Raw genomic sequence first — 25,722 nt, forward strand, 5'->3', positions numbered from 1 at the left:
GATGCCGGCCCCGCAGGACGGGCCGTTGCTCGACGACGCGGCAGGCCGGCTCATCCGCCCGTACACCGTGAGCAACGGCCGGACCAGGCCGACCACCGTGCTCGACCTGCTCTCCCTGGTCATGGCCACGGGGAGCGTGCCCCAGGTCCACCTCGGCCCTGAGCACACCGTGGCGCTGGAGCTCTGCGGCGGACCCACGTCCGTGGCGGAGATCGCCGCCCATCTGCGGCTGCCCGCCGTCATCACCAAGGTCCTCCTGTCCGACCTGGTCGACTGCGGAGCGGTCACCGCGCACGCCCCCGCGTTCCATGACATGCCAACCGACCGATCCCTGCTGGAGGCAGTGCTCGATGGTCTACGACGACAGCTCTGACAGCTCCGAATACTTTCCCGTGGCCCTCAAGATCCTGGTCGCGGGCGGTTTCGGCGTCGGCAAAACGACGTTCGTGGGCGCCGTCAGCGAGATCGCACCGCTGAGTACCGAGGAGCTCCTGACGCAGGTCAGCGCGGCGACCGACAGCCTCGAAGGCATCGAATCCAAGTCGGCGACCACCGTGGCCATGGACTTCGGCCGGATCACGCTGTCCGAGCAGCACGTGCTCTACCTCTTCGGAACCCCCGGGCAGGAGCGCTTCTGGTTCATGTGGGACGAGCTGTCCAAGGGGGCCCTCGGAGCGGTCGTGCTCGCCGACACGCGCCGCCTGGCCGAATGCTTCGCGGCCGTCGACTTCTTCGAGCGGCGGGGCATCGGCTTCATCGTCGCGGTCAACGAGTTCGACGGCGCCTACCGTTACGAACCGGAAGAGGTGCGTGCGGCTCTCGACCTCGGGCCGGCCGTGCCGGTCGTCCTCTGCGACGCCAGGATCGCCAGCTCGGGCACCGGGGCGCTGGTCACGCTCGTCCAGCACCTCATCAACGCCACCGCACCGGCGCCGCTCTCGGGTTTCGGGGCCCACCCGTGATCCCGTACGGGACGGACCGGCCGCTGCTCACCCCCGTCGACCGGGACGGGTCGCGCAGAAGCGCACGGCTGCGGAGGCTCGGCCTGGGGGAGCGTGCCGATGCCTCGTTCGACAGCTTCGACGGCTTCGCCGGCCGGGTGGCGGAGGTCACCGCTACGCCGTTCTCGATAGTCAACTTCATCGACGAGAACCGGCAGTTCTTCGCAGGGCTGCACACCGGGGCCCTGGTGCTGGAGGACGTCTGCGACTACCCGCGGTTCGCGGGCAACCCGGTGGTCGACGACATGGGCATCCGCTCCTACCTCGGCGCCCCGCTCATCGACCGTACGGGCGTCGCGCTCGGCACCGTCTGCGCCGTGGACACCGTGCCGCGCGCCTGGGGCCGGGCCGGACTCGACACCATCAAGCTGCTGGCCGGGGAATTCGTCGTACAGACCGAGCGTCGGGAGGCAGTGAACCCCTGACGCCGGGGCGGCGCTCAGTCGAGGGCGAACGCGTCCGCGAGCAGGTGCAGTTGTGTGGCGAGCAGGGCGTCGCCGCTGTGTCCCATCCCGGTGAGGTGACCCGCCGTCTCCAGCCCCGCGGAGCCGTGCAGCTGTGCCCATACGAGCACGGCGCCCGCCAGCCCGTACGCCGCGCGACGCGTGTCAGAGGCCGTGTGCGGGGCGTATCGGGCGACCCACTCTGCGACCCCTGTGTCGGCCGTGAGCCAGGCCTCCATCTCGGTCACCATCGCTGAAGCGCCCGCCCCGGGGGACCCGTCTGCGAAGAGCGGCAGGAACGGGCCGAGCACCGCCCGGGCACGGTCCCGGGTGTCGTCGGGGGCGACATAGCCCGGCACGGGGGCGCCCTGGATCAGCAGGTAGCGGTGCGGCTCCGCCGCCGCCCAGGCGCGGTAGGCGCCGCCCAGCGAGTGCAGCCGGCTCCGTGGGCTCCGCCCCGCCTCCTCCGCTGCGGCCGCGGCATCGGCGACCGCCGTAGCCGCGTCGTCGTAGGCGTCCCTGATCAGGGCGCTCAGCAGATCGTCGCGGCCGGCGAAATACCGGTAGAGCGCCGGGCCCGAGAGGCCCATCTCCTTGGCGATGCGGGTCAGCGCGAGGGCACCGGCTCCCGATTCGGCCAGCTGCCGCAGCGCCGTGTCCTTGATCTCCGACCGGGTCTGCTCCCTGTACCGGGCACGGGGGCCCTCCTGGCCTCGGACCATCGCGGACTCCTCTGCTGGCTCTGCTCGACGCACGGGATCGCTAGACGCGTTCACTTGCGTTACGGAGCCTAACAAGACCCACGCCACCCCTCCGGGCGGGTGATGCCGTCCATCAACAGGTCGAGCAGCCGCTCGGCCTGTGCGCGCTGGTGCGCGGCTCCGGCCGCGAGGGTGACGCCCGCGAGGTTCATGAGGATGTCCGTCGAGGACACGTCCCCCCGGATCACCCTCTGGGCGATCCCGGCGAGACGGAACTCCTCGATCGCGCCGGTCAGCTGCTCGCGCGTCCCCGAGCTGAGCTGTGCGTCGTCCCGCAGAAGGGTCTTGAGCGTGTCGGCCATGCCGTGCTTGGTGGCGATGTGGTCCAGCACCTCGGACATCCACGCGCGCAGGGCCCGGTCGGCGGGGAGCTCTCCGAGGAGGTCCCGAGTCCGGGAGGAGAGGCGGGCCGTCTCGTAGCGGTAGGTGGCGTCGACGAGCTGTTCGCGGGTCGGGAAGCGCCGGTACAGCGTGCCGATCCCGACGCCCGCGTCCTTCGCGATCTGCTTCAGGGTCGCGTCGGCGCCGTCCCGTGTGAAGGCCAGGGCGGCCGCGGCGAGCAGCTTGTCCTCGTTGGCACGGGCGTCGGCCCGGACCGGTCGGCCGGACGGATCAGGCATGCGGTTCTTCCTCTCGACTTGCCATGCGGAGTCGGCTCCGCTTAGCTTTGGCGACCAAGCGGAGTCGACTCCGCTTATCTGGACGGTAGCAGCTCGCTGTCTGCCTTCCGTTACGCCGCATCGATCACAGGAGGTCTTGCTCATGCAGTACCGCACGCTGGGTGGTACGGGAGTCCAGGTCAGCTCGCTGTGCCTGGGCGCGATGATGTTCGGGGAGTGGGGAAACCCCGACCACGACGACTCGATCGGCATCATCCGCACGGCGCTGGACGCGGGCGTCAACATCATCGACACGGCCGACGTGTATTCGGGCGGTGAGTCGGAGGTCATCGTCGGCAAGGCGATCGCCGGGCGGCGCGACGACGTCGTCCTGGCGACCAAGGTCTCGAGCCCGATGGGTCCCGGGCTGAACGAGCGCGGCGGCTCGCGGCGCTGGATCGTCCGGGCCTGCGAGGAGAGTCTGCGCCGCCTGGGTACGGACCACATTGACCTGTACCAGGTGCACCGGACCGATCTCGCGACCGACCTCGACGAGACCCTGGGCGCGCTGTCCGACCTGGTCCACGCCGGCAAGATCCGTTACGCGGGATCCTCCACGTTCGCCCCCTCGTCGATCGTGCGGGCCCAGTGGACCGCCGAGCGGCGGCAGCGCGAGCGCTTCGTCTGCGAACAACCGCCCTACTCCCTCCTGGTCCGGGGGGTCGAGGCCGACGTGCTGCCCACGTGCGAGGCTTACCGGATGGGGGTGCTCGCCTGGAGTCCGCTCGCCGGAGGCTGGCTGTCCGGCCGCTGGCGCCGCGACGCGGCCGACCTGTCCAGCCACCGCACGCGGACGATGCACTTCCCTGCCACCGTCGCCCACTACGACCTGGACGTCCCGGGCAACCGGGCCAAGCTCGACGCCGCCACCGAACTCGCCACCATCGCCGACGAGGCGGGCCTGACGCTGGTCCAACTGGCGCTGGCGTTCGTCACCACGCACCCAGCGGTCTCCGCGGCGATCATCGGCCCGCGCACCGCCGATCATCTGCGCGGCCAGTTGAGTGCCGCGGACATCGTCCTGGAGTCAGCCGTGCTGGACCGCATCGACCGCGTCGTGGCGCCGGGCACCGATCTCAACCCGGATGACGCGGGTTACAGCGCCGCGGTCCTGGCCGATGCGAAGCGCCGCCGCCGCGGGCCGGAGTGAGAGCGGCAGGGAGCCGTGAGACGGCATTGCTATGACCCATCGCGAGGGTTACAGTCTCTAACGAGAGTGATACTAAGTAACTCCAGATGAGTCGAAGGGGCACACCATCGAGAAGGCCTACGCGCTGTCGCCCACCCCGCTCTCCGACACGCTGGACGCCACCCTCGCCTGGTACCGGACGTTCCTCGCCTCGCACTGAGCGCCGTGGGGCGCTGTCACCGGGCCCCGTCCCTCCCGGCGCCCGGCCCGTCGAAGCGCAGTCAGTCCAGGGCGAACAGATCCGGCTTCTCGCTGATTCACGCCGGGTCGGTGAACACCGCGTACAGCGCCACGCTGCCGCCAGGGTTCCTCAACGCGGCCGTCCGTGAAGCGCCCCGGCCGATCCTCTTCCGACCCCGAACCCGTTGTCGGCCCCTAGCTTCCTCACCGCGTCGACACCGGCGCGGACCGAGTCCTGGGGAACGAGGCGGCCGCGACCGAGCCGATGATCAGCGGGCCGACAGGGCTTGGCGCGAACCTCCAGAGTGCCGGGTCCGAGGGCTACGGTCGGACCGAACGCAGCCTTCGGGACGGAGACCGTGGATGACCATCACCGCCGACGACGTCCGCGCGATCGCGCTGTCGCTGCCCGATACGGCGGAGAAGCCCGCCTGGGGCCGGCCGACGTTCCGGGTCGCCGGAAAGATCTTCGCCGCGCTGGGGGACGACGACGCGACCATGGGCGTCAAGTGTCCGGTCGAGGACCGTGCCGGGCTGCTCGCCGCGGAACCGGCGAAGTTCTTCGTGCGTGAGGGGCACGACGACAAGTACGCCTGGCTGCGGGTACGGCTCGCCGCCCTCGACGACGTGGCGGAGCTGACGGCGATCCTCGCCGACTCCTGGCGGCTGGCCGCCCCGCGCCGGCTCGCCGCCGAGCACCCGGAGCTCGGTCTGCCGCCTGGCGAAGGCTGAGGCTCGTGCTCGGTCCGTGATCCGTCGTGCACATGGCGGCGTCGAGCGAGGCCGAGGTCCGTTCACCGGAAACGGGTTCGTGAGCACCGGTCCAAGTGCGGTATTGTTCTCATGCGCGTTCGGCCAGGGGAAACCCCAGGTCAGCGGGTATCGGGACGTGGCGCAGCTTGGTAGCGCACTTGACTGGGGGTCAAGGGGTCGCAGGTTCAAATCCTGTCGTCCCGACAGAGAGATAGCAGGTCAGAGGGGTCCTTCGGGGCCCCTCTTGATCGTTCCCAGGGGCGCCGTCTCACAATTTCTCACAAACGCTGTTGATCAAGGTCAGCCGAGCAGTTCGGCCAGCTTCTCCGAACCCGCCTTCAACGACTGTGGGTCGGGGTGGACGTAGGTCCGCTTCGTGAACCCGAGGTCCGAGTGACCCGCCCACGCGGAGACCACCGTGTCCGGCACCCCGTTGTTCGCCATCCAGGACAGGCAGGCGTGCCGCGCGTCGTACAACCGCACCTTCCGTACGCCCGTGGTGGCCATCAGCTTGTGCGCCTCGCGCCGGAGCTTGTCCGTCTTCCACGGCTGTCCCAGATCGTCCACGAGCACGTACCCGCTGTCCGTGTACGCCTCCCCGGCGGCCAGCTTCTCCGCTGCCTGCTGCGCCCGGAACGCCTTCAGCGCCCGCAGGACCGGCTTCGGCAGGGGCAAGGTGCGCTTCCCCGCGTCGGTCTTGGCGCCCTTCTCCACCACCTTGTTCCGCTGCCCGCGTTCGGCTGTGCGGTCGTAGACGATCGTCCGCGTGTTCGTGCCGACTGCGATCGTCCCGGCCGTCAGGTCCACGTCCGGGCTCCAGCGGGCGCCGCACACCTCCGCCGGACGCTCCGCGATCAGGGCGAGCAGCATGGGTGCGTACGAGCGGTGGCCCTGGATGCCTTCCAGGAACCTCTTCACCTCTTCCTGATTCCACGGCTTGTGCACGGTGGTGGCCTTCTTCGCCTTCTCCTTCGCCTGCTTCGAGATGGTCACGTGCTCCGCCACGTTGCGGGCCACCACGCCGCGCCGCACCGCGAGGTTCAGAGCCGCACGGAACCGCCCGAGGGTGAGCCGCACCGACCGTATGCCGAGGCCCGTCCCGGGCTTCCCGCCACGCTGGCGCCCCTCGGTCACCATCCAGTCGATGAACGCTTCCACGTCCTCTTCGCTCAACTCCTGCACGGGCTTGTGCCCGAGGTACTTCCGCACGGGCCGTAGGGCGTTGTCGTAGTTGCTGGCGGTGGCCTCTTCCACGTCCCGGGTGGCCGACTTCAGCCACAGGTCCAGCAGGGCGCTCACGGTCATCTTCGCGGGGGCCACGTACGTGCCCGCACTGCGCTGGTGGCGGATGCGGGCCAGCTCGTTCTTCACCTCGGTCTTGGTGTCCTTGGTGATCGTGAGCTGCTTCCGCTTCAGCTTCGGCTGTCCGGTGGCGGGGTCGGTGATCACCTCACCGGTGGCCTTGTCCGTCACCGGCTCGTAACCGATGTCGATCACGGCGCGGTACCTGATCTGCCCTCTTCGGTTGGGCGGCAGCTTCTTGATCGGGTCGGGCACGGTCAGTCCTCCAGGTCTTCGATCTGGCCGCAGTCGTTGCAGACGCGGGGGCCGGGGCCGCTGATCTCGCGGCTGTCGTAGCTGTGGCCGTTCACTCGGCACGCGCCGTCGGCGGCCTCCTGCGCACGTGTGCAGGGCAGCAAAGCGGCGGGGACGACACCGAGCACAGTGGCCACGGCGGTCAAGTCGTCCACGGTGATCTGTCGTTGACCCGTCTCCAGGCGCGTCACGCCCGACTGCGAGATGGGGTGCCCGAGGGCTTCGAGGCGTCCGGCCATCGTGGTGGTGGACATACCGAACTCCGTGCGGAGTTGGCGGATGGAGGCGGCGACGTGCCGCGTGGTGGGGCCGAGTGGCCTTCGTGTGGTTGGCATAGAACTAAGGTACCACGCGTTATGCGATCTCTGCATAGGAGCGTTTAAACGCTCATGTTGCACTGCGCATTCTTTGCAAGCTCTTTGCCTGGCGAATCGTCGCAGATCAAGGGCGCTGCCAAGCTACCAATCTCCCCGTTTCCGGTCCTGTATCTACAGTTTCCGCAGGTGAGGAGCCTGATGGCATCCTCCGGGCCGTGCCATCCTGGAATCACCCGGAACAACCGAACGAGAACCGGAAGGGACTCGGAAATGGCGACCGCTGTAACGACGAATTCGGCTCCGACCCTGGCGGAGATCAAGACCTGGCCCGCCACGATCAGCGTCACCCGCTGCGCCCTGGCGCTCGGGTGCAGCAAGAGCAACCTCTACGACCGGATGAAGCGGGGTGAGATGCCCGTGCGCACCGTCCGGCTCGGACCCGGCCGCACGGTCGTGATCACGGCCTCCCTGGTCCGCCTGCTGGAGACCGGAGACCCGGACCCGACTCCCCCGGCCACGGCTGCGGTCGTCGCACTCCAGGCCGCGTAATGGCCGTCCTGGGCTCGCGCTTCTACGTCACCGCCGACGGCGGCGGACGGGTGGAGAGCGTGACTCACCCCGAGACCGGCGAACGCGTCTGGTCCTGCTCTTCCTGCGAGGCGCAGGGCAAGGGCGAGGAGAACGGACGCGACCACGCGGCCACTTGCTCCACCACCGTCCGCACCACTCTTCAGCACCACTTCATCTGAGAGGCAAGATCATGACGAACTACACCACCGATGCAGACGGCCGGATCACGCTGTCGGCCGAGCAGCAGGGCCCGTTGGCCAACATCACGGACGACGAGATGTACGACGTGATCGACACCGAGTGGCAGTACGAGTTGTCCAACGCGGCCGACGCCCGCGAGGTCTCCATGGCGCCGGAGCGCGGCGACCGCATCGGCAAGCAGTACACGACCGTCGGCGGGAACGTCGTCGCTACGGCGACCACCGCTGAAGGCGAGGTGGCTTTCCTGTACTGCTACGGCTGCGGTGAGCGCCGGGAGTTCGGCTACGGCTGGGACGACCGCGCCCGCGAGCACGCCAACAAGCACGCGGGCGAGTGCCGCGCCGCCTGACCCCGGAAACGCCGAAGCGGCGCCCTCACAGGAGACGCCGCTTCGACTGACAAAGTGCAGACCTGGCCCGGCCGTGAGCCCGGTATCTACGTGTTCAGGATACCGCCCCTCCGGCCTGGTCTCCGGTCCCCAGACGATCCCCCATCGGTCGGGCACACCAGACGAGACGACTCGCGCGGAGGGGCCGAAATGTTCAAGTCCAGCGTTCACGAGGGGCGCAACTGGAAGCCGTCCAAGACGGACGAGCAGTACAACGCGGAGATGGTCCGAGACTCCCTGGACGCCTTCGAAGCCGTGGCGCGGGAGACCGGTCAGCCGATCAACGAACTGCGGACCGTGATCGCCATGCGTCCCACCAAGGAGGGATCGCCGTGGACGTGACCCGCAACGACGGAACGGCCGGAGAGCTGAACCCCTCCGACCGCCGTACGCCCGAGGTCCGGGCGGACGCTCCGGCAGACCCCTGGGACGCCTTCTGGCTGCACTTGGCCGAGCTGTTCGAGGCTCAGGCAGGGGGCCAGTCGTGAAGTACGTGAAGGGCACTGAGCGCCCCGAACTGCCTCCGGTGGCCCCGGAGTCCACCGACGCCGGGAACGGCGCCCTGGCGGACCCTGACGGCCTGCTGGCGGCGGCTCTGGCTCTCGCGGCCGAGGGCGTGAAGGTCTTCCCCTGCCACCGGGTTACCGAGGACGGGTGCACCTGCGGCAACTACGCCTGCAAGTCCCCCGGCAAGCACCCGCGCAACGACCACGGCTCGAAGGACGCCACCACCGAGGTGGAGACGATCCGCATGTGGTGGATCAAGTGGGGCCAGCACGGGCGGTTGAACCTGGGGCAGACGCTCACCGGGCGTGCCGTGGTGGACGTGGACGTGGCCGAGGGGAAGCCGGGAGAGGCCACCTGGGAGGCGCTGAGCGCCGCTCAGGACGTCCCCAAGACGCTGACGTACCGGACGGGTCGCGGGGGCCTCCAGATGGTCTTCCAGCTCCCCGACGGCGAGACCGGCGGCAAGGCCGACGGCTACTCGAACTCCCTCGGGGCGGCCGTGGACTTCAAGACGGGGCCGGGCGCGTATGTCATGGTCCCGGGGTCCAAGACGGACGACGTTTACACGGTCGTCCACGACGCCGAACCGGCGCCGCTGCCTGGCTGGGTCGCGGATCTGGCACGCACGGCGCAGCCCGGTACGGGTGGCAGCGTGGTAGCTGGCCGGCTGGAGGGGTCCCACCTCTCTGACCTGCTCTCTCTTCCGGCGGACGACCCGGCGCGCGGGAACAACTGGCTGGCGGCCGTGGCGGGGCACTACGCCGCCGACGCCTGGAAGTTCGCCCCGCCGCGCGGCTGGTCCTGGTACTCGGACATGGTGCGCGCCGCCAACTCCGCGTCCGCCGACCCGATCGGCGAAGCCGACCTGGTGAAGACCATGCGGTCCATCTGGGACACGGAGGCCCGGCAGCACGAGCAGGCGGAGGCGGAGGCCATGGAGAACCAGGCCGCCGCCCTGCTGGACGAAATGCTCACGCTGGACGACCTCGCGGCCATCCCTCCGGCACGGCCCGTGCTGAAGGGATACCTGTACCGGGGCACCGTGGCGCGGATGTACGGCGCGTCCGGCTCCATGAAGTCCTTCCTGGCGCTGGACATCGCCGTCCACGTGGCGAACGGCTGGGACTGGCACGGGCACCGCGTGGAGGCCGGGCCGGTGGTCTACATCGTGGCCGAGGGCGCCGCCGGTGTCTGGAAGCGCGGCGCCGCCTGGCAGCAGCACCACGGCAAGAAGATCGGCCCGAACCTGAAGTTCCTGCCCCGCCCCGTCCAGGTCACCGGCACGGAGTGGGACGCCCTGGTGGTGGCGTGCGAGCGGCTGCGCCCCGTGCTGGTGGTGCTGGACACGCAGGCTCGCGTAACGGTCGGTGTGGACGAGAACAGCAACACCGACATGGGCGAAGTCGTAGCCCTGGTGGACCGGTTGAAGGCCACCACCGGGGCGTGCGTGTGGCTGGTGCACCACACCGGGCACAACGCCGACCGCTCGCGCGGGGCGTCGGCGGTGAAGGGCGCGATGGACACCGAGCTGTCCGTGAAGCGGGACGGCAAGGAGCTGGACGAGACGACGGTGACGCTCGGGGTGGAGAAGCAGAAGGACGCGGAGGAACTGCCGGACAAGGTGTTCCAGCCCCGGCAGGTGGTCTTGGACGGCCTGGCGGACGAGGACGGCGACCCGGTCACGTCGGTGGTCCTGGTGCCGCTGAAGCACGCTCCGCGTGACCCGGACAAGACGGCGCCGCTGAAGGCCGCGATCCTCGCGCACCTTCGGCAGTCCGACCCCGAGCCGGTGTCGCAGGCCCGCTTCCGCTCGGGGCCGTACAAGCCGGAGAAGACCCACAACACCGCCGTGTCGGCGGCCTTCGGGGAGCTGAAGGACGCCGGACGGATCGTTCAGCTCGGGGTCAAGGGCTACGTCCTCGGGGACGCCGAAAAGGCCGCCGGACCTGTTCAGACGATCTTGAAATGAACGCCTGTTCTGAACAGGTCTGAGGCTCCGACCTGTTCAGCACCCTGAACAGGTATCACCGCAGGTCAGGCCACTACCTGTTCAACCTGTTCAGCCCTGTTCAGAACAGCCGGGACCCTACCTGTTCAACCTGTTCACACTCCGTAGGAGTGAACAGGTGAACAGGTCCCCCGAACCCCCGAACTGCGACCCCACACCGGGGTCGCAAGAAGCACAGCAGAGGAGCGAGATCATGAGCGAGGCGAGCAACCCCATGCGCGCGTCTGGAGGGCGCGGACCCCATGCGCGCGTCCAGGCGGCCACCGGTGGCGGGAACGGCCCGGAGACGCCCGAGGACGGCCGCTGTACGGCCCGGACGCGGTCCGGCGGCCGGTGCCGGGGCATGGCCGTCACCGGGGCGACCGTGTGCCGGATGCACGGTGGTGCAGCGCCGCAGGTGCGGGCCGCCGCGCAGCGCCGGGAAGCCACGGCCGAGTTCCTGCGCACGTACGGGGATGTGGACGGCCCGCAGGAAGACCCGGCGGTCGTCGTCTCCCGGTTGATCCGGCAGGCGTCCGGCCATGTGGCGTGGCTGCTGGAGCGCGTGCAGGAGACCGAGGCCGAGGCCCTGGTATGGGGCATGACCTCCGAAGTGGAGCGGCAGGGCGGGGAGTTCCCGGGTGTGGACACCACGTACAGCGCGGCCGTGAACGGATGGGTGCGGCTGTACGGGGAGGAACGGGACCGGCTGCTGAAGATGTGCGACCTCGCGGCCCGCATGGGTGTAAACGAACGGCTCGTGACGATCGCCGAGGTCCAGACGAAGATCATGTTCGAGGCGATGAACCGGGCCTTCGACGCCTTGGAGTTGACGCCCGAGCAGCAGCACCGCCTGCCGGACGTGATGGCTGGTCTGCTGCGGAGCATGGCCACCGAGAACGACGGACCGCGCGAGCTGTCCGTCTGAACACCCACGGCCCCGCCCCGGTCTCTCACCACCGGGACAGGGCCTAGCCACAACCTGAATGGAGCAGGCCATGGTCTACATCAACGCTACCGAACTGCCTCCGGCCGCCGGGCAGGAGACACCGCAGAAGGACCGCGCGCGCCGTCTCCGCTCCCTGCGGACGGTCGCCGCCGCGCTGGAGCCCACGCCGGGCGTACAGCGCTACCGGGCGCTTCTCGCAGCCCTGGACGGGGAGGTGCAGCGATGACCCGCCCCACCGCTCTCACTGCCCTCGCAGGGGCAGCAGCGGCCGTCATCGTGGCGCTCACCGCCGCCGCCTTCTGGCTCTCGTACGAGCACCTGCACGACCTCGCGCGGGGGTACGGCCTGGACGGCGCCCGCGCTTGGGCGTGGCCCGCGACCGTGGACCTGTTCATCGTCGCCGGAGAACTGCTCATGCTCCGGGCCGCGCTGGAGCGGCGCACCGACCCGTGGGCCGTTGGCCTCACTGCCTCCGGCTCCCTCGGCTCCATCGCGCTGAACGTGGCCGCCGTCGGCACCGGGCGGCCGGTGCTGGAGTACGTGGTGGCGGCCGTACCTCCCGTGGCCGCCCTGCTGGCCTTCGGGGCACTCATGCGGCAGGTACACGAGCGCCTGGCCGTCTTCCGCCCGGCGAAGGGCGTACCCGCTGTGCTCACCGCGCCGGTGGCCGTACCTGCCGTACCGGAGGCGCACCCGGACCCGCTCACGGCTCGGGTACGGCGCGAGTACGCCGACGGGTACCCCTCGGTGCGGGAGCTGAAGGCCCGGTACGCGATCGGGCAGGCCCGTGCTCAGCGCATCCGGGATGGCCTGGCAGCGGCAGTCTGAACGCGAGGAAGCCGCAGCCCGGGAGCTGCGGCTTCCTGCCGTGTAAACGCGAGCCGGCGTGCTGCCAAGCTGCCCAGCTACTGCGCTTGGTCCGCGTCGGTCTGAAGCGCCTTGCGTCCGGCCCTTACGAACTCCTTCATCGCTGCGCGGGCTTCGGCCATGAAGTTGCCGCTGATCCGAACAGGGCGACCGTCATCGTCAACCAGCCCGGAAAGGTCTGCGCTGTAAGCGGTCGCATGCAGGTCCGAGAGTGCTTTGATCACCTGGTTTGCCGTGTCACTCACTGCTTGCGGCCCCTCCAGGTCCACTTCGGCAAGCAGATGCATCAGGGCCGGGAAGCGCTCGTCAAGCGCAAGGCAGAGAGGTCCTAGGTCCACCTCTCCCGTGTCCTCGTCTACGAGATCCAGTACGGCCTCAACCGCTCCTCGGCAGGCAGCCAGGAAGTCGCTGTAGACCTTCCGCCTCGGCTCACGGAGCGCCAGTTTCGCGTTGCTCCTGATCTGGACCTTCGTCTGTCGGTAGGTGAGAAACGCGCCCGACGACGCTACGGCGCCGGTGATTCCGGCGCCAAGCACCGCTGCAAGTCCTGAGTCCATGCGTGCATGATGTTCGATCGCTGCAACGCCCCGGGCCCCGGGTCTGGGAGCCAGGCGTCAGGACAGTGGGAGATCCACGAGCATCACGGCGTACACCGGAGAATCCGGGAACGGCTGGTCCTCCCCGACCCTCCGGTACCCCCACGACTCGTACAGGGCTTCCACTTTCGGGTGCGTCACGTCTACCAGCAGCACCGCGAGATCTTCGTTCCTGGCGTCCATCAGCGCTCTGTGAAGGCGCTCGGCAGCGCCCGTCTTCCGCCACTGCTCGCGCACCATCAGCTCCGAGAAGTGGAACGTGCGGCCCTTCTCCGGCGCCGGGTCCATGTGCTCCCGCCACCATTCGCGGCCCTCCGCGCCGGGGGCGCCGTACGCGAAGCCCACCACGTCGGCGCCGTCGTACGCGATCACGCAGGAGAAGCCGGGGTTCCCGCCCCAGTGGTCCACGAACCAGGGGAACTTCTGCCGGAAGTCGTCGTCCGCCATCCGGTCGGCGTGTACGTCCGCGTGCACGTCGATCAACGTCTGTCGGATCTCCGACAGGTCGTCATGGCTGTAGTGGCGCAGCTCCAAGGCGGAGGTCATCGGGCCTGGCTCCATTCTGATCGGTAGCGGTCTTCCCACTCTCGCGCAGTGCCGGAGTCCGGCGCCAGAGTGATCAGGTCACGGTGGAAGTCCCCGAGGAACGAGCGCATCCGGCCCGGCAGGGGGTCACCAGCCATCAGCGCGAACACCTTCGCCGCTGTGCCGCACGCCTGGTCGATGTCCCGTTGGTGAAGCTGCGTCAGGGCGAGCTGAAGGGTGGCGAGTGCGCGGTTCCGGCGGAACTGCTTCGGGATGGCGGCCAGGGCGCGGTGTGAGGCCGCCTCCGCGCCCGCTGCGTCCCCGATGTCGTCCCGGACGATGGCGGTGATGGCCAGTAGCTCCGCAGGCCCGTAGAACGCCACCCACGACGGTCGGGACTCCTCCAGGGACGCCTTCGACAGGGCGTCTTCCGCGTGCCCCAGCGACCGCAGGGCCCCCCGGCGGTCCCCGACCACCGAATGCCCGATGGCCGTCCGTGCGTGCGCCAGGGAGGCGAACAGCGGATCGCGCCGTGTGACGGCGGTCGCCTGCGCGGCCTGGCCCGCGTCCACGGCTTGTGAGAACTCGCCGCGATGGACGGCGAGCATGGCGTGGCTGTTCCACACGCGCAGCTCCGCCACGGGGTCCTTCCCCATGCCCGCCAGGTACAGGGCGCGGTTCAGGTGGCTCTGTGCGCGGTCGCTCTGGCGGGCGTCCACGGCCGACCACGCCGCCGACGCGGTGTAGTTCGCGGCCACGCTGAAGAGGCGCTGCCGGATGCGTTGGGAGGCCGCGCGCTTCTGGAGGTCCAGGGCCTCCGCAGCACCCGCGAGCGCGGCCCGCTCCAGGGCCTCATGCCCGCCTCTGGAGGCGTCCAGGGCCGTCAGGGCGTCCAGGCCGCTGCGGAGGCGGATCACGTCGGTGGTGCCGACCGCGTGCGGCCTGGCGGCGATCAGGGGCACGACAGCGGCCGTCGTCCCGGTGGCTGCGGTGAGGAAGTTCCTGCGGTGCACAGGGTCCTCCGTCCTGGTAGGGCTAGGGCTGCCCGCTGGGGGTGTGAAGCCCAGTTCCCCGGCGGTACAGCCGAATACTGCCTCCAGGGCTTCGCGCTGCCGAGGGTGGGGCCAGCGGGTCTTTCCGGTCAGCCAGTGACGCGCCGTGCGATCACTGACCGTGCCCTCCCTGCCGATGGACCGAAGGTAGTCGTTCACCGACTCCGCCAACTCGGTCTGGGTCAGCCCTGCTTCTTTGAGCGCGTCCGCCAGGTGCCTGTTCTCCTCCACGTCTTCAAGGTAGCGAGGTAGCAGGGTCGTGGCGCCGGAGCAGCGCCGAAATTTCCGGTTGCCCGCGATGCACGGCGGCCTGACATTTCCTCACGGGCAGTCACAAGGCGTCGTTGACTGAGTGACAGGCCGCCACCGGTAAGGACAGCCCGGTGGCAGGTCAGAGAGGCCCGCCCCTGGCCCCCGTCGGGGGCGGGCTGTGCCTCCCGCTCACCTACGAGGGGTCCTGATGACCGTGACCACCACCTCCAGGCCGACCGGGCACCCCGGCTACAGCGAGACCCTGCCGCGTGAGCCGGAGAGCGCCGCGACGGCCCGGCGCCTGGTGCGCACTGCCTGCGCCGCCTGGGAGCTGGAAGAGCTGACCGAGGACGGCGCGCTGATCGTCTCCGAGCTGGTGTCCAACGCCGTCCAGCACGCCCGGCGGGAGTCCATCCGGGTCGTCATCGACCGCCCCGGAGCGGCGTGCGTGCGCATCGGCGTCGTGGACTTCTCGAAGGTGCCCCCGGCGCCCAAGGAAGCGGATGACGAGGACGAAGGCGGTCGCGGCCTCGTGCTCGTGGCGGAGCTGGCTGATCGCTGGGGAACTGATCCGCTGCCGTGGGGCAAGCGGGTGTGGGCAGAGCTGCACGGGAAGGAACGCGGATGAGCGGCGAACGAACGCCCTGGGTGGGCGACCTGATCCATGACGAGGACGCCGACCGGCGCGGGATCGTCACGGACGTGCAGGGCGGCGCCGTGTGGGTGCTGCGGCCGGAACTCGGTCCGGGCCGGTGGTGGACCTCGGAGCACCCCGAGCGGCTGACTCTGCTCGAATCGCGGCAGTGCTGAGACACGACGAAGCCCCGGCTGGTGAACTCCACCGGCCGGGGCTTCGCTTCTCACGTCCGTCTCACACAGATCTCACGGACTGCACGGACTGACACGGAAATTGTGGCGCTGACCTGGACGTTTCCGCACTCCCTGGATCTCACGGACCCCCCTGGACGGTGTTTCGTTCACTGGGGGTCAAGGGGTCGCAGGTTCAAATCCTGTCGTCCCGACTCGTGAGAGTCGTAGATCAGGGCCGGTTTCGGAGAAATCCGAAACCGGCCCTCGGTCGTTCCCGGCGACCAGAGCCCGCTCGGGCCTCGGTCAGGCGCCGCGGCGTATGCGGTCGCCGGACAGGCGGCGGGGTCAGGGCGGCTGCGTCGCCTGACGGCCGGCGGACCGGGAGCCTGGACGTCCCCCGAGGTTCGCGGGCGGCAACGGGTCTGCGGAGTCCGTCTCGGCGGTCATGTCCACCCGAGGTGCATACATCGCCCGCGTACATCCCAGGGATGACCTGCCCTGGGATCGTCCCAGCGCGGTACCGCAAGGGGTTCGGACGGGTGACGCGTCCGGGGCGGCCCCGCACCTAGCGTTCACGCAGCCAAGTACCCATACGCAAGGAGCCTTCATGGCCATGCCGGTAACCGGACCACGCGAGGTGAGCCGCCGCTACGACGACGGCCCGCCCGCGCTGACTGGAAGAAACAACCCGATGAACCATGCGCTCTTCCGTCGTGGCCTGACCGTTGTCACGGCCCTGTTCACTCTCGCCGTCGGTGTGGGCGGGCCTCCTGCCGCTGCGGACGACGGCCCGGGCAGTGCGCCGTATCTGCCCGATCCGACCGGACGCCACGCGGTCGGCACCACGTCCCTGCACCTCACGGACGGCTCACGCCCCGATCCCTGGGTTTCTGGGGTGACCGCGCGCGAACTCATGGTTTCCCTGTGGTATCCGGCGGCGTCGCCGAGCGGGCGGCGGGCGCAGTACATGACTCCGACCGAGTCGGAACTGCTCCTCGAGGAAGGGGGCATCACCGGTGTGCCGCTGGACGTGTTGAGCACGACGCGGACCAACGCCTTCGCCGACGCCCGACCGGCGGGGCGCGTGCGCGGTCTGCCGCTGGTCGTGCTCTCACCGGGCTTCTCCAAGCCGCGCACCACGCTGACCACTCTCGCCGAGGACCTCGCGAGCCACGGCTACATGGTGGCCGCGATCGACCACACCTACGAGAGCGTCGCCACCACCTTCCCGGACGGGCGGGTCGCTCACTGCGCCGCCTGCGAGGTCCCGCATGACGAAGGGTTCTGGAACCGGCTGGTCGAGGGCCGGGCCGCCGACGTCTCCTTCGTACTGGACGAACTGACCGGGCCGCACGCGAAATGGAGAGGCGCCCGGCTCATCGACCCGTCGCGGATCGCGATGGCGGGCCACTCCGTCGGCGGTGCGAGCGCCGTCACGTCCATGCTGGCCGACTCGCGGGTGCGCGTGGGAGTCGACGTCGACGGCTCGACCCAGGTCCCGATCCCGGACAGCGGCCTGTCGCGGCCGTTCCTGTTCCTCGGCAGGCAGGCCCAGTACAGCCCGGGCAGCGGTGGCGACGCGGTCGCCACCTGGGAACGCGACTGGCAACGCCTGACCGGGTGGAAACGGTGGCTCGTGGTGGCCGGAGCCGAACACGCCTCCTTCACCGACATCGGACTGCTGGCCGGGCAATTGGGAATCGATATCGGCGCCGACCTGCCGGCGGCCCGTGCCTCGGAGATCACTCGCAGATACACCCGCGCGTTCCTGGAACTGCACCTGCGCCACCGGCCCCAGCCCCTCCTGGACAAGCCCTCCAAGCGCTACCCGGAGGTCAAGTTCTGCACCCCGGACACAAGCACCTGTCTCTGACGACCCACCCACGACCGGCAGCGGCGTCACGGCGTCCGGGACCTCCGCCTCCGGCGCCGGCCGGGGCGGGGGTCAGCCTGCGGGGCAGACCGTGTCCTTGTCGGGCAGCTGGCCCTCGACGAGGAAGCGGGTGGCCGTGTTCAGCGCGCAGGGGTTGTCGCCGAGGACGTAGGCGCCGTGCCCGCCGTCGTCGACGCTGAGCAGCCGGGACCGGTCCGCGAACTTCTGGCGCAGCATCTTCCCGCCGAGGTGCGGTGTTGCCGGGTCGCGCAGGTTCTGTACGAGGAGCACGTTCCTCGGCCCGTCGTCGTCGATCGCGACCGGCGGCTCGGCCGGGGCGTGCGGCCAGAACGCGCAGGGCGTGATGTTGGCGGTGGCGGCGCCGAGCAGCGGGTAGCGCCGGCGGTCCTCGGCGACGCCGCTCCGGTAGGTGTCGACGTTCTCGGGCCACTTGATGTCGTTGCAGGTCACTGCCAGGAACACCGACAAGGAGTTGTCGAATGAGGACGGCACACCGCCTGCGGCGGAGTTCTGGGACAGCAGGCGGCGGGCCGCCGTTCCGTCCCCGTCGGCCAGCGTCTGCCACTGCTGAGCCAGCTTGGGGTACTGCATCTTCTTGTACAGATGGGCGAAGGTGGACAGCCGCAGCAGACTGCCGTCGAAGCCCGCCACCGGAGCCTTGTCGAGTCGCTCGGCGAGAGCGAGGTAGGTCGCGCGGACCTGCGCGGGAGTACGGCCCAGGCCGTAGCTGTCGTGCCGTGCCGCTGCCCACTTCGCGAAGTCGGGGAAGGACTGCTCCATCCCGAGGGCGTAGCGGCGCATGCCGTCGCGGTCGAGGTGGGTGTCACCGATGTTGCTGTCGAGCACGATGCGGTCCGATCGCTCGGGGAACATCGACGCGTAGGCGGCGCCCAGGGCCGTTCCGTAGGAGTAGCCGAGATAGCTGGTCTTCTCCTCGCCGAGCGCGGCCCGGATCCGGTCCAGGTCGCGGGCGGTGTTCGCCGTGGTCAGATGGCGCAGCAATCCGCCGGTGTCATGGTCCGCGCACTGGTCGGCCACCCGCTCGGCGACCTTCGCCTGCGCGGTAACCGCCGCGTCGTCGACCGCGTACGGAGGAATGTTGGCGATGTAGGGGCCGTCCGGCGTGAGCCCGCACGAGACCGGCGCAGAGTGCCCGATGCCGCGGGTGTCCATGCCGATCAGGTCGTAGCCGTCCAGGACGCCGGCGGGAAGGCCCCGGGCCACCAGCAGCGCGGGCAGCGCCAGTCCGGACCCTCCGGGGCCGCCCGGGTTGAGCATGAGTGTCCCGCGCCGCTTGTCCGGGTTCGTACTGGCCAGCCGGGAGATCATGAGGTCGATCCGAGCGCTCCCCGGGTCGGCGTGGTCCACCGGCACGGACACGGTTCCGCACTGCAGCTCGGTCGGAGCCGCTTCGGCCACGACATCGTCGGGGCAGGTGCCCCAATCGATCTGAGGGGCCCGCGGTCCGTCCGCGACGGCCGGGGGCGCGAGCAGCGAGCCGCCGAGGCCGAGGACGACCACCAGGGCCGAGCCGATACCGCGTTGTCGTTTCATGTCCGGTCTCCCGATCCCGTTTCGCGGTTGTGTCCACACCCATCGCACTCCGTGCCCTCGGGGCACGGTCAAGCCGGTGTGAAGGGTGGCGCGGTCGGGGTTGACCGTGCCCCTGGGGCACGGTCTTGAATGGGCCGTCTCCCGGAGACGATCCCGCCGGCCGGCGGGACATCGACGGGGAGCGGAGCAGGAAAGGGTCTGCCGGTGGCGTGGAGCACGAGACAGCTGGCCGAACTCGCGGGCACGACATTGAAAACCGTCCGGCACTATCACGAGGTCGGCTTGCTGGACGAGCCGGAACGGGCGGCCAACGGCTACAAGCAGTACGGCATCAAGCACCTGGTCCGCCTCCTACGCCTCCGCAGGCTGGTCGACCTCGGCGTGCCACTGTCGGACATCCCGTCGGTCGAGGCCGCCGACGAGAAGGGGGAGCAGATCCTGCGTGCTCTGGACGCAGAGCTCGCGGCGAGCATCGAACGCCAGCGGCGCATGCGACGGGAACTGGCGGCGATCCTGGACAACCGGGCCTCGATCGACCTGCCGGCGGACTTCAAGCCGCTCGCCCTCGACCTGCCGGAGGCCCAACGTTCCTTCCTGCTGGCGTACTCCAGCATTCTCACCCCCTCGGCGATGTCGGCGCTCCAGGAGCAGCTCGCAGCGCCTCGCAGCGATGTCGCCGAGCAGTTCGACGCCCTCCCCGCGGACGCGCCCGAGGATGTGCGGCAGTCGCTCGCGGAACGCCTCGCGCCCGAAGCGCGCAGACAGCAGGAGGACCAACCTTTCCTGAGCGACCTGGAAACCTCCTCCCGCCGGGAAGCGGCGATCACCCAATCGGTGGTCGTCCACGCATTGGTCGAGTTCTACAACGAGGCCCAGCTCGACATCCTGCAACGCGTCAATGCGTTGCTCTCGGAGGACGACCCCGCCGGGACATGACAGCGCCGACTCGGCAGTCGTGCGATTCAGTGCGAACTCCTCCGGCAAGGTGAGCTGTCAAGGACGGAAGTCCGCAGGGGGTGTCGGTGGGGGCAGCGTCCACGGTATGACGAGTACCGAGACGGGCCGCGGCGTGGCCTTGTTCCGGCAGGAGGATTCCCCGGTCCACACGCTGACCTTCGTACGTGACCTGCCCCTGCGGAGCTGCTCACCCGCATGGGGGTGGGCCCGGAGGACCTGGGACAGGACCCGGCCGGACTTGATGGCGATGACGCCACGAGGCCCCTCGGGCTCGTCCCCGGCCGGGTCGCTCCTCTTCACGGCGTCCTGAATGCCTGGAGCGGAAACGTACGAATGGAGGCCGTACCGGGACTCTCCGGTACGGCCTCCGTTCGCGATCGGATCACTCAGGCGGTCTCACCCGCGTCGGAGCCGGAACCGGCGCCCTCCGCTTCCTTGATGCCCTTGGTGATGTCGTCCAGCACCGAGAGCTTCGGCGCCTCGGTGTTGATGTCGAAGCCCGAACGGACAACCACCAGCATGCCTTCGACGTTGGGGGAGGGGAACGCGAGCGACTCGACGTATCCGTCGTCCCCGTTCTTCGTCACCACCTTCCAGCGCACCTGATAGCCCTTCTGCCCGGCGACCGTGACGGCCTCGGACTTGAGCTCCTCGTGAGAGGTGATGCCGCCGTAGATCTTCTCGCCGTACGACTCCTCGGCGTTGGCCTTGATGTCGGCCTCCGCCGCGGCCTTCGCCGTGGTCGCCTCGACCTTCAGGGCCTGAGCCGGTGCGGAGAACACCCCGCCGCGCACGCACTTCTCGGACTCGTCGCCGGGGCAGGCGTACTCACCGGTCGTCACCCCCGCGCCGACCGGTCCGGACTGGCCGGTCCAGCCGTCCGGTACGGGGATGCTTATGCCGCTGGCCGCGTCGGTCGCGTACCCCTCCTCGGTCTGGGGCATCTGCTGATCGGGGCTCTGGCCCCCGCCGCCGTCCTGGCCGCCGCTCCCGCCGCCGTCCTGCTCGCCGCCGTCCGGGGCGCCCGGCAGACGTGGGCTCCCCGAGGGGGCGGGGCCCGTGGACACGGTGTCGGCGCTGTCGTCCGAGCTGTCGCCCAGCAGGTACGCGCCGCCACCGACGGCCGCGAGTACGACGATGCCGGCGGCTATGCCCGCGCCGATGCGAATGCGGCGGCGACGCCGGACCGTCGCGGGAGGTATCCGGAGCTGGTCGGTCCAGCGGCTCCCGTCCCACCAGCGTTCATGAAGGGGGCCGATTCCTGAGTGCCCGGGGTCTGGATGCCAGCCGGGCGGGGTCGTCTGGGTCACAGGAGCACCGTAGGCGCACTGGGTGAGAATCCTATGAAACGCACAGCGTGGCCGTGGTCACCCCGAGGTCGCCGTGTCCGTCGGGAACGAGCCACCCTGCGGGTACCGCCAGGCCGTCTTGGGGCCGACGCCATGGCATGAGGCGGCTCGATCAGCCCGGCCCGGATCGCGTACCGGGTGAGCTCCAGACGGTCGCGGAGTCCCAGCGTCTGCAGCAGATCGGCCCGGTGCCGCTCGACGGTCTTGACGCTGATCACGAGCATGCCCGCGATCTCCTTCGACGAGTGGCCCTCGGCGACCAGCTTGAGGATCTCCTCCTCGCGCTCGGTGATCGCCCGCTCCGGAACGTCGCCGCCGTCCCTGACCCGGTGCAGATGGTTTCGGATCAGGGGGTCACCGCACCCGGATAGAGGAAACCGCGGGCAGGGGAACAGCGCCCCGGGCCGCTGAACGAACTCCCGGGGTTCGGGTCGGTCCGGCAGTCCTGCTTTGGTCCGACCACATCTCCTGTGTGACATAGTCGGGGCATGTGTATCGCCGGGAACAGGGAGTAGCGGATGCCCGTCGAGTGGCAACCCGTGCGGCAGTCGCGCACCCATGAGCTCGTGCTCCAGAGTATCGAGGAGCGGGTCTTCGCCGGAGAGCTCAAGGCGGGGGACCGCCTGCCGCCCGAGCGGAAGCTCGCGCCGGTGCTCGGCGTCAGCCGGTCCGCGCTGCGCGAGGCGCTCAGGGTGCTGGAGACCATCGGCGTCCTGGTCGCCCAGCCCGGCCGGGGCCCGGACTCCGGGGCGCGCATCGTGCGCAACCCGGACGACGCGCTCGGCCGTCTGCTGCGCCTGCACTTCGCGCTCGGCAGCTACAGCCTGCACGACGTACTGGAGGCGCGCGTCGTCCTGGAGCGGTCGAGCTGGGAGGCCGCCGCCCGGCACGCCCTCGCCGAGGACTTCGACGCGGCGGAGGAGCTCGTCCGGCGGATGGGGGACCCGGATGTCGGCGTGGACGAATTCAACGACCTCGACACCCGCTTCCATGTGCTGATCGCAGGGAGTTCCGGCAACGCGCTCACCTCCACACTCACCTCGGCGGTGCGTGAATCGGTCCGCCCGCTGATCCTTCGGGCCTTGGAGGACGCCGACGACTGGCCGGAGACCGCGGGCGCGCTCAATGCCCAGCACGCGCAACTGCTGCGGCTGGTACGCGAGGGCCGGGGTGGCGAGGCCGCGGACCTGGTGGAGGAACACATCCGGGGCCTCCACGGAACGCTGGTCGACGAGAACGACGCCCGGTAGAAACGGGCCGGCTCCAGTTGAACGGGAGCGGGGGCGGTGCACACGCACCGCCCCCGCTCCCGTTCGGCGTCTTCTCGATCCGGCGTGCCCGTAGGCTTTCCCATGCGGACCGAGGCTAGTATGGTCGGACCATAAATCGATCGAGGAGGCCCCATGCGTATCGGACTCTTCGCCACCTGTCTGGGGGACACACTCTTCCCGGAGGCGGTGAAATCCACCGCGGTGCTGCTCGCCCGCCTGGGCCATGAGGTGGTCTTCCCGCCGGACCAGACCTGCTGCGGCCAGATGCACGTCAACACCGGCTACCAGCGCGAACCCGTCCCGCTGGTGCGCAACTTCGCCGAGCAGTTCGGGGACGCCTCGATCGACGCGGTCGTCATGCCGTCCGGATCGTGTGCCGGCTCGGTGCGCCACCAGCACGAGATCGTCGCCGAGCGGTACGGCGACGCGGCGCTCCGCGCCGGGGTCGCCACGGTCAAGGCCAAGACGTACGAGCTCTCCGAGCTGCTCGTCGACGTCCTCGGAGTCACCCGGGTCGGCGCGTACTTCCCGCACCGCGTCACCTACCACCCCACCTGCCACTCCCTCCGGATGCTGCGGGTCGGTGACAAGCCGCTGCGGCTGCTGCGCGCCGTCGAGGAGATCGACCTCGTCGAGCTGCCGGAGGCGGACTCCTGCTGCGGCTTCGGCGGCACATTCGCCGTCAAGAACGCCGAGACCTCCACCGCGATGCTCCAGGACAAGATGCGCAACATCTCCGCCACGAAGGCCGATGTCTGCTCCGCCGGGGACTCCTCCTGTCTGATGCACATCGGCGGCGGGCTCTCCCGCATCAAGTCCGGTACGCGCACCCTGCATCTCGCCCAGATCCTCGGCTCCACCCGCACCGCGCCGTACGCCCTGATGGAGGCCGCCCGATGAGCACGTTCCTCGGCATGCCCGCCGCCCCGCCCCGCTCCCCGTACGGGACCGGGAACCTGCGGGGGGAGCGCAAGTTCCCCGAGGCCGCCCACGACGAACTGCGCAACGAGCAGCTGCGCCGCAACCTCGGCCGGGCCACCCGCACCATCCGTGCCAAGCGCGTCAACGTGACCGGCGAACTCCCGGACTGGGAAGAGCTGCGTGACGCCGGATCGGCCATCAAGACCGACACCATGAACCGGCTGCCCGAGCTGCTCGAACAGCTGGAGCGGAAGGTCACCGAGCACGGCGGCACCGTCCACTGGGCGCGCGACGGCGTGGAGGCCGACGAGATCGTCACCCGGCTCATCAGGGCGACCGGCAGCAGCGACGTCATCAAGGTCAAGTCGATGGCCACGCAGGAGATCGGCCTCAACGAACACCTCGAGGCCGCCGGCATCACCCCGTACGAGACCGACCTGGCCGAGCTCATCGTGCAGCTCGCCGACGACAAGCCGTCGCACATCCTGGTGCCCGCGATCCACCGCAACCGCGACGAGATCCGGGAGATCTTCCTCAAGGAGATCCCCGGCGTCGACCCCGCACTCGACAACGTGCCCGCGCATCTGGCCGCCGCCGCCCGCGCCTATCTGCGCGAGAAGTTCATGACCACCAAGGTGGCCGTCTCCGGCGCGAACTTCGGCATCGCCGAGTCCGGAACCCTCTCCGTCGTCGAGTCCGAGGGCAACGGCCGGATGTGCCTGACCCTGCCCGACACCCTGATCACCGTGATGGGGATCGAGAAGGTCCTGCCGCGCTACCAGGACCTGGAGGTGTTCCTCCAGTTGCTGCCACGCTCCTCGACCGGTGAGCGGATGAACCCGTACACCTCGATGTGGACCGGCGTGACACCGGGAGACGGGCCGCAGGACTTCCACCTGGTGCTCCTCGACAACGGCCGCACCGCCGCGCTCGCCGACGCGATCGGCCGGGAGGCGCTCAACTGCATCCGCTGCTCGGCCTGCCTCAATGTCTGCCCCGTGTACGAACGGGCCGGCGGGCACGCGTACGGATCAACGTACCCCGGTCCGATCGGCGCGGTGCTCACCCCGCAGCTCGCCGGGATGGACGCGGCGAAGAACGACCCCAACAGCTCGCTGCCGTACGCCTCCAGCCTCTGCGGCGCCTGCTTCGACGCCTGCCCCATGAAGATCGACATCCCCTCGATGCTCGTCGAACTGCGCCACCAGCACACCGAACAGTCCGGAACGACGGCGGAGAAGCTCGCCATGAAGGCCGCTGCCGGTGTGATGAGGAAGCCGAAGCTCTTCACCGCGGCGCAGAAGGCCGCCTCCCTCGGCAGGGTCGTCGGGGGACGCGACGGCACGATCTCGCGTCTGCCCGTCCCGTTCAGCGGCTGGAGCGACAGCCGCGACACCGCCGCCCCGCCCAAGCAGTCCTTCCGCTCCTGGCTGGCATCGCCCGAGGGAGCGGCGACGATGCGGGCCGCCGCCGAGGAGGGCGCCGGGCGCACCGCCGAAGGCCCCGAGGAGGATCAGTGACCACCCCCACCGCACGCGACACGGTGCTGGGCCGCATCAGGGACGCCCTGGCGCTCGCACCCACCCCGGAGACCGCGATCCCCCGCGCCTACCGCACCGGCCGCACCCTCCCGGACGGCGAACGCCTCGCGCTCCTGACCGACCGGCTCGTCGACTACAAGGCGTACGTCCATCCCTGCACCGCGGACCGCACGGCCGAGGTGATCGCCGAGGTCCTGCGCGAGCGTGGGGCGCGGCGGATCGGCGTCCCGGACGGGCTGGACGAGCAGTGGCTCGGCGCCTACGAGGGCGAGGTCCAGCGGGACTCGGCGGACATCCCCGCGCCGAGTCTCGACGCGCTGGACGGCGTGGTGACCGCCTCCGCCGTCAGCTGCGCCGAGACCGGCACGATCTTCCTGGACGGATCGCCCGACCAGGGGCGGCGTGCCCTGTCCCTCGTCCCCGACCTCCATGTGTGCGTGGTCGACCTGTCCTCGGTCGTGGCCGGCGTGCCGGAGGCGGTGGCCCGGCTTGTGCCGGAGAGGCCGACGACCCTGATCAGCGGACCGTCGGCCACGTCCGACATCGAACTGGAGCGGGTGGAAGGTGTCCACGGCCCCCGCACCCTCGCCGTGGTGATCCGCACCGACGCCTAGGGCCCCACGTTCGGGTCG

31 protein-coding genes, 1 tRNA gene and 1 pseudogene are annotated in these 25,722 nt (G+C 69.9%); 23 read left to right on the forward strand and 10 right to left on the reverse strand.

All coding sequences use genetic code 11. The annotated features are described in order from the left end of the window. Position 1 precedes the first annotated feature (1 nt). Genes ACIQM3_RS16810 through ACIQM3_RS16820 form a run of 3 tightly spaced genes read left to right on the forward strand, consistent with a single transcriptional unit; the run spans position 2 to position 1,426 of the window. Complete coding sequence (locus ACIQM3_RS16810) at positions 2 to 373, forward strand: DUF742 domain-containing protein (RefSeq protein ID WP_401624506.1); 372 nt, start codon at positions 2 to 4, stop codon at positions 371 to 373. Further along, a complete protein-coding gene (locus ACIQM3_RS16815) occupies positions 351 to 962 on the forward strand; it encodes a GTP-binding protein (RefSeq protein ID WP_401624508.1) in 612 nt (203 codons plus the stop codon). Before ACIQM3_RS16810 ends, ACIQM3_RS16815 begins: the two co-directional genes overlap by 23 nt. Next, a complete protein-coding gene (locus tag ACIQM3_RS16820; protein ID WP_401624510.1) occupies positions 959 to 1,426 on the forward strand; it encodes a GAF domain-containing protein in 468 nt (155 codons plus the stop codon). The genes ACIQM3_RS16815 and ACIQM3_RS16820 overlap by 4 nt, the downstream gene beginning before the upstream one ends. 14 nt (positions 1,427 to 1,440) lie before the next feature. Here the strand turns inward: ACIQM3_RS16820 and ACIQM3_RS16825 are convergent, their stop codons facing one another. Further along, positions 1,441 to 2,166 (reverse strand): TetR/AcrR family transcriptional regulator, encoded by a 726-nt coding sequence (locus tag ACIQM3_RS16825; protein ID WP_401624512.1) that lies wholly within the window; start codon positions 2,164 to 2,166, stop codon positions 1,441 to 1,443. A 68-nt stretch (positions 2,167 to 2,234) separates the two neighbouring features. Next, positions 2,235 to 2,825, reverse strand: a complete 591-nt coding sequence (locus tag ACIQM3_RS16830; RefSeq protein WP_401624514.1) for a TetR/AcrR family transcriptional regulator — start codon at positions 2,823 to 2,825, stop codon at positions 2,235 to 2,237. A 142-nt stretch (positions 2,826 to 2,967) separates the two neighbouring features. On the opposite strand from ACIQM3_RS16830, the gene ACIQM3_RS16835 reads away from it, so the two are divergent. The 3 genes from ACIQM3_RS16835 (at position 2,968) to ACIQM3_RS16845 (ending at position 5,190) form a co-directional block, all read left to right on the forward strand. Beyond that, positions 2,968 to 4,014, forward strand: a complete 1,047-nt coding sequence (locus ACIQM3_RS16835) for an aldo/keto reductase (protein ID WP_401624516.1) — start codon at positions 2,968 to 2,970, stop codon at positions 4,012 to 4,014. A gap of 582 nt (positions 4,015 to 4,596) precedes the next feature. Continuing rightward, positions 4,597 to 4,965 (forward strand): MmcQ/YjbR family DNA-binding protein, encoded by a 369-nt coding sequence (locus ACIQM3_RS16840; RefSeq protein ID WP_401624518.1) that lies wholly within the window; start codon positions 4,597 to 4,599, stop codon positions 4,963 to 4,965. Positions 4,966 to 5,116: 151 nt separating this feature from the next. Beyond that, a tRNA-Pro gene (locus ACIQM3_RS16845) sits at positions 5,117 to 5,190 on the forward strand. A 96-nt stretch (positions 5,191 to 5,286) separates the two neighbouring features. Here the strand turns inward: ACIQM3_RS16845 and ACIQM3_RS16850 are convergent. Further along, entirely contained in the window at positions 5,287 to 6,543 is a 1,257-nt protein-coding gene (locus ACIQM3_RS16850) for a tyrosine-type recombinase/integrase (RefSeq protein WP_401624519.1), read from the reverse strand. A gap of 2 nt (positions 6,544 to 6,545) precedes the next feature. After that, positions 6,546 to 6,917, reverse strand: a complete 372-nt coding sequence (locus ACIQM3_RS16855; protein ID WP_401624521.1) for a helix-turn-helix domain-containing protein — start codon at positions 6,915 to 6,917, stop codon at positions 6,546 to 6,548. 252 nt (positions 6,918 to 7,169) lie between these two features. On the opposite strand from ACIQM3_RS16855, the gene ACIQM3_RS16860 reads away from it, so the two are divergent. The 9 genes from ACIQM3_RS16860 (at position 7,170) to ACIQM3_RS16900 (ending at position 12,329) form a co-directional block, all read left to right on the forward strand. Beyond that, on the forward strand, positions 7,170 to 7,448 hold the full coding sequence (locus tag ACIQM3_RS16860) for a helix-turn-helix transcriptional regulator (RefSeq protein ID WP_401624525.1): 279 nt from the start codon (positions 7,170 to 7,172) through the stop codon (positions 7,446 to 7,448). Continuing rightward, positions 7,448 to 7,648, forward strand: coding sequence for a hypothetical protein (locus ACIQM3_RS16865; protein WP_401624527.1), 201 nt, complete (start codon positions 7,448 to 7,450; stop codon positions 7,646 to 7,648). Before ACIQM3_RS16860 ends, ACIQM3_RS16865 begins: the two co-directional genes overlap by 1 nt. Positions 7,649 to 7,659: 11 nt before the next feature. Next, positions 7,660 to 8,019, forward strand: coding sequence for a hypothetical protein (locus ACIQM3_RS16870; RefSeq protein ID WP_401624529.1), 360 nt, complete (start codon positions 7,660 to 7,662; stop codon positions 8,017 to 8,019). Positions 8,020 to 8,208: 189 nt separating this feature from the next. After that, complete coding sequence (locus ACIQM3_RS16875; protein WP_401624531.1) at positions 8,209 to 8,400, forward strand: hypothetical protein; 192 nt, start codon at positions 8,209 to 8,211, stop codon at positions 8,398 to 8,400. Continuing rightward, positions 8,391 to 8,546, forward strand: coding sequence for a hypothetical protein (locus ACIQM3_RS16880; protein ID WP_401624533.1), 156 nt, complete (start codon positions 8,391 to 8,393; stop codon positions 8,544 to 8,546). Before ACIQM3_RS16875 ends, ACIQM3_RS16880 begins: the two co-directional genes overlap by 10 nt. Further along, positions 8,543 to 10,534: an AAA family ATPase gene (locus ACIQM3_RS16885; protein ID WP_401624535.1), complete on the forward strand. Its 1,992-nt coding sequence runs from the start codon at positions 8,543 to 8,545 to the stop codon at positions 10,532 to 10,534. Before ACIQM3_RS16880 ends, ACIQM3_RS16885 begins: the two co-directional genes overlap by 4 nt. A gap of 232 nt (positions 10,535 to 10,766) precedes the next feature. Further along, positions 10,767 to 11,480 carry an HGGxSTG domain-containing protein gene (locus tag ACIQM3_RS16890; RefSeq protein WP_401624537.1) on the forward strand — a complete coding sequence of 238 codons (714 nt, stop codon included), beginning with the start codon at positions 10,767 to 10,769 and terminating at the stop codon, positions 11,478 to 11,480. Between the two features lie 70 nt (positions 11,481 to 11,550). Beyond that, the gene (locus tag ACIQM3_RS16895; protein WP_401624539.1) at positions 11,551 to 11,727 is read left to right on the forward strand and encodes a hypothetical protein; all 177 of its coding nucleotides are present in this window, start codon (positions 11,551 to 11,553) and stop codon (positions 11,725 to 11,727) included. Beyond that, on the forward strand, positions 11,724 to 12,329 hold the full coding sequence (locus tag ACIQM3_RS16900) for a DUF2637 domain-containing protein (RefSeq protein WP_401624541.1): 606 nt from the start codon (positions 11,724 to 11,726) through the stop codon (positions 12,327 to 12,329). Before ACIQM3_RS16895 ends, ACIQM3_RS16900 begins: the two co-directional genes overlap by 4 nt. 77 nt (positions 12,330 to 12,406) lie before the next feature. Here the strand turns inward: ACIQM3_RS16900 and ACIQM3_RS16905 are convergent, their stop codons facing one another. From ACIQM3_RS16905 to ACIQM3_RS16915, 3 genes are read right to left on the reverse strand one after another with little or no spacing between them, the layout of a single operon-like run. Further along, a complete protein-coding gene (locus ACIQM3_RS16905) occupies positions 12,407 to 12,925 on the reverse strand; it encodes a hypothetical protein (RefSeq protein ID WP_401624543.1) in 519 nt (172 codons plus the stop codon). Positions 12,926 to 12,982: 57 nt separating this feature from the next. Beyond that, the gene (locus tag ACIQM3_RS16910) at positions 12,983 to 13,510 is read right to left on the reverse strand and encodes a GNAT family N-acetyltransferase (protein ID WP_401624545.1); all 528 of its coding nucleotides are present in this window, start codon (positions 13,508 to 13,510) and stop codon (positions 12,983 to 12,985) included. Then, positions 13,507 to 14,772 (reverse strand): XRE family transcriptional regulator, encoded by a 1,266-nt coding sequence (locus ACIQM3_RS16915; protein ID WP_401624547.1) that lies wholly within the window; start codon positions 14,770 to 14,772, stop codon positions 13,507 to 13,509. Before ACIQM3_RS16915 ends, ACIQM3_RS16910 begins: the two co-directional genes overlap by 4 nt. A 229-nt stretch (positions 14,773 to 15,001) precedes the next feature. On the opposite strand from ACIQM3_RS16915, the gene ACIQM3_RS16920 reads away from it, so the two are divergent. From ACIQM3_RS16920 to ACIQM3_RS16930, 3 genes are all read left to right on the forward strand, one after another. Beyond that, positions 15,002 to 15,421 carry an ATP-binding protein gene (locus tag ACIQM3_RS16920; protein WP_401624549.1) on the forward strand — a complete coding sequence of 140 codons (420 nt, stop codon included), beginning with the start codon at positions 15,002 to 15,004 and terminating at the stop codon, positions 15,419 to 15,421. Beyond that, the gene (locus ACIQM3_RS16925; RefSeq protein WP_401624551.1) at positions 15,418 to 15,603 is read left to right on the forward strand and encodes a hypothetical protein; all 186 of its coding nucleotides are present in this window, start codon (positions 15,418 to 15,420) and stop codon (positions 15,601 to 15,603) included. Before ACIQM3_RS16920 ends, ACIQM3_RS16925 begins: the two co-directional genes overlap by 4 nt. Before the next feature lie 691 nt (positions 15,604 to 16,294). Continuing rightward, the gene (locus ACIQM3_RS16930; protein ID WP_401626423.1) at positions 16,295 to 17,476 is read left to right on the forward strand and encodes an alpha/beta hydrolase family protein; all 1,182 of its coding nucleotides are present in this window, start codon (positions 16,295 to 16,297) and stop codon (positions 17,474 to 17,476) included. 72 nt (positions 17,477 to 17,548) lie between these two features. Here the strand turns inward: ACIQM3_RS16930 and ACIQM3_RS16935 are convergent, their stop codons facing one another. After that, positions 17,549 to 19,051, reverse strand: coding sequence for an alpha/beta hydrolase (locus tag ACIQM3_RS16935; protein ID WP_401624553.1), 1,503 nt, complete (start codon positions 19,049 to 19,051; stop codon positions 17,549 to 17,551). A gap of 204 nt (positions 19,052 to 19,255) precedes the next feature. Between ACIQM3_RS16935 and ACIQM3_RS16940 the strand changes: the two genes are divergently transcribed. After that, positions 19,256 to 19,987, forward strand: coding sequence for a MerR family transcriptional regulator (locus ACIQM3_RS16940; RefSeq protein ID WP_401624555.1), 732 nt, complete (start codon positions 19,256 to 19,258; stop codon positions 19,985 to 19,987). A 407-nt stretch (positions 19,988 to 20,394) separates the two neighbouring features. Here ACIQM3_RS16940 and ACIQM3_RS16945 read toward each other — a convergent pair whose 3' ends face one another. Together ACIQM3_RS16945 and ACIQM3_RS16950 are read right to left on the reverse strand one after the other, a co-directional pair. After that, entirely contained in the window at positions 20,395 to 21,318 is a 924-nt protein-coding gene (locus tag ACIQM3_RS16945; RefSeq protein WP_401624557.1) for a DUF2510 domain-containing protein, read from the reverse strand. A 143-nt stretch (positions 21,319 to 21,461) separates the two neighbouring features. Further along, a pseudogene (locus ACIQM3_RS16950) lies at positions 21,462 to 21,733 on the reverse strand (response regulator transcription factor); the annotation flags it as partial. A 142-nt stretch (positions 21,734 to 21,875) separates the two neighbouring features. Between ACIQM3_RS16950 and ACIQM3_RS16955 the strand changes: the two are divergent. The 4 genes from ACIQM3_RS16955 (at position 21,876) to ACIQM3_RS16970 (ending at position 25,704) form a co-directional block, all read left to right on the forward strand. Next, entirely contained in the window at positions 21,876 to 22,607 is a 732-nt protein-coding gene (locus tag ACIQM3_RS16955; RefSeq protein ID WP_401624559.1) for a FadR/GntR family transcriptional regulator, read from the forward strand. 153 nt (positions 22,608 to 22,760) lie between these two features. Further along, entirely contained in the window at positions 22,761 to 23,528 is a 768-nt protein-coding gene (locus ACIQM3_RS16960; protein WP_401624561.1) for a (Fe-S)-binding protein, read from the forward strand. Then, positions 23,525 to 25,069, forward strand: coding sequence for a lactate utilization protein B (locus tag ACIQM3_RS16965; RefSeq protein ID WP_401624563.1), 1,545 nt, complete (start codon positions 23,525 to 23,527; stop codon positions 25,067 to 25,069). Before ACIQM3_RS16960 ends, ACIQM3_RS16965 begins: the two co-directional genes overlap by 4 nt. Beyond that, on the forward strand, positions 25,066 to 25,704 hold the full coding sequence (locus ACIQM3_RS16970) for a lactate utilization protein C (RefSeq protein ID WP_401624565.1): 639 nt from the start codon (positions 25,066 to 25,068) through the stop codon (positions 25,702 to 25,704). The genes ACIQM3_RS16965 and ACIQM3_RS16970 overlap by 4 nt, the downstream gene beginning before the upstream one ends. The last annotated feature ends 18 nt before the right edge of the window (positions 25,705 to 25,722 follow it).

Source organism: Streptomyces sp. NPDC091271 (assembly GCF_044757505.1).
Classification (GTDB): Bacteria; Actinomycetota; Actinomycetes; order Streptomycetales; family Streptomycetaceae; genus Streptomyces.

Excerpts from the sequence above, each read along its gene's own strand:
- ACIQM3_RS16810 (WP_401624506.1), top strand. The coding sequence starts at position 2 with ATGCCGGCCCCGCAGGACGGGCCGTTGCTCGACGACGCGGCAGGCCGG.
- ACIQM3_RS16815 (WP_401624508.1), top strand. The coding sequence starts at position 351 with ATGGTCTACGACGACAGCTCTGACAGCTCCGAATACTTTCCCGTGGCC.
- ACIQM3_RS16825 (WP_401624512.1), bottom strand. The coding sequence starts at position 2,166 with ATGGTCCGAGGCCAGGAGGGCCCCCGTGCCCGGTACAGGGAGCAGACC.
- ACIQM3_RS16830 (WP_401624514.1), bottom strand. The coding sequence starts at position 2,825 with ATGCCTGATCCGTCCGGCCGACCGGTCCGGGCCGACGCCCGTGCCAAC.
- ACIQM3_RS16835 (WP_401624516.1), top strand. The coding sequence starts at position 2,968 with ATGCAGTACCGCACGCTGGGTGGTACGGGAGTCCAGGTCAGCTCGCTG.
- ACIQM3_RS16840 (WP_401624518.1), top strand. The coding sequence starts at position 4,597 with ATGACCATCACCGCCGACGACGTCCGCGCGATCGCGCTGTCGCTGCCC.
- ACIQM3_RS16855 (WP_401624521.1), bottom strand. The coding sequence starts at position 6,917 with ATGCCAACCACACGAAGGCCACTCGGCCCCACCACGCGGCACGTCGCC.
- ACIQM3_RS16860 (WP_401624525.1), top strand. The coding sequence starts at position 7,170 with ATGGCGACCGCTGTAACGACGAATTCGGCTCCGACCCTGGCGGAGATC.
- ACIQM3_RS16865 (WP_401624527.1), top strand. The coding sequence starts at position 7,448 with ATGGCCGTCCTGGGCTCGCGCTTCTACGTCACCGCCGACGGCGGCGGA.
- ACIQM3_RS16870 (WP_401624529.1), top strand. The coding sequence starts at position 7,660 with ATGACGAACTACACCACCGATGCAGACGGCCGGATCACGCTGTCGGCC.
- ACIQM3_RS16875 (WP_401624531.1), top strand. The coding sequence starts at position 8,209 with ATGTTCAAGTCCAGCGTTCACGAGGGGCGCAACTGGAAGCCGTCCAAG.
- ACIQM3_RS16890 (WP_401624537.1), top strand. The coding sequence starts at position 10,767 with ATGAGCGAGGCGAGCAACCCCATGCGCGCGTCTGGAGGGCGCGGACCC.
- ACIQM3_RS16895 (WP_401624539.1), top strand. The coding sequence starts at position 11,551 with ATGGTCTACATCAACGCTACCGAACTGCCTCCGGCCGCCGGGCAGGAG.
- ACIQM3_RS16900 (WP_401624541.1), top strand. The coding sequence starts at position 11,724 with ATGACCCGCCCCACCGCTCTCACTGCCCTCGCAGGGGCAGCAGCGGCC.
- ACIQM3_RS16905 (WP_401624543.1), bottom strand. The coding sequence starts at position 12,925 with ATGGACTCAGGACTTGCAGCGGTGCTTGGCGCCGGAATCACCGGCGCC.
- ACIQM3_RS16910 (WP_401624545.1), bottom strand. The coding sequence starts at position 13,510 with ATGACCTCCGCCTTGGAGCTGCGCCACTACAGCCATGACGACCTGTCG.
- ACIQM3_RS16920 (WP_401624549.1), top strand. The coding sequence starts at position 15,002 with ATGACCGTGACCACCACCTCCAGGCCGACCGGGCACCCCGGCTACAGC.
- ACIQM3_RS16925 (WP_401624551.1), top strand. The coding sequence starts at position 15,418 with ATGAGCGGCGAACGAACGCCCTGGGTGGGCGACCTGATCCATGACGAG.
- ACIQM3_RS16930 (WP_401626423.1), top strand. The coding sequence starts at position 16,295 with ATGAACCATGCGCTCTTCCGTCGTGGCCTGACCGTTGTCACGGCCCTG.
- ACIQM3_RS16935 (WP_401624553.1), bottom strand. The coding sequence starts at position 19,051 with ATGAAACGACAACGCGGTATCGGCTCGGCCCTGGTGGTCGTCCTCGGC.
- ACIQM3_RS16955 (WP_401624559.1), top strand. The coding sequence starts at position 21,876 with ATGCCCGTCGAGTGGCAACCCGTGCGGCAGTCGCGCACCCATGAGCTC.
- ACIQM3_RS16960 (WP_401624561.1), top strand. The coding sequence starts at position 22,761 with ATGCGTATCGGACTCTTCGCCACCTGTCTGGGGGACACACTCTTCCCG.
- ACIQM3_RS16965 (WP_401624563.1), top strand. The coding sequence starts at position 23,525 with ATGAGCACGTTCCTCGGCATGCCCGCCGCCCCGCCCCGCTCCCCGTAC.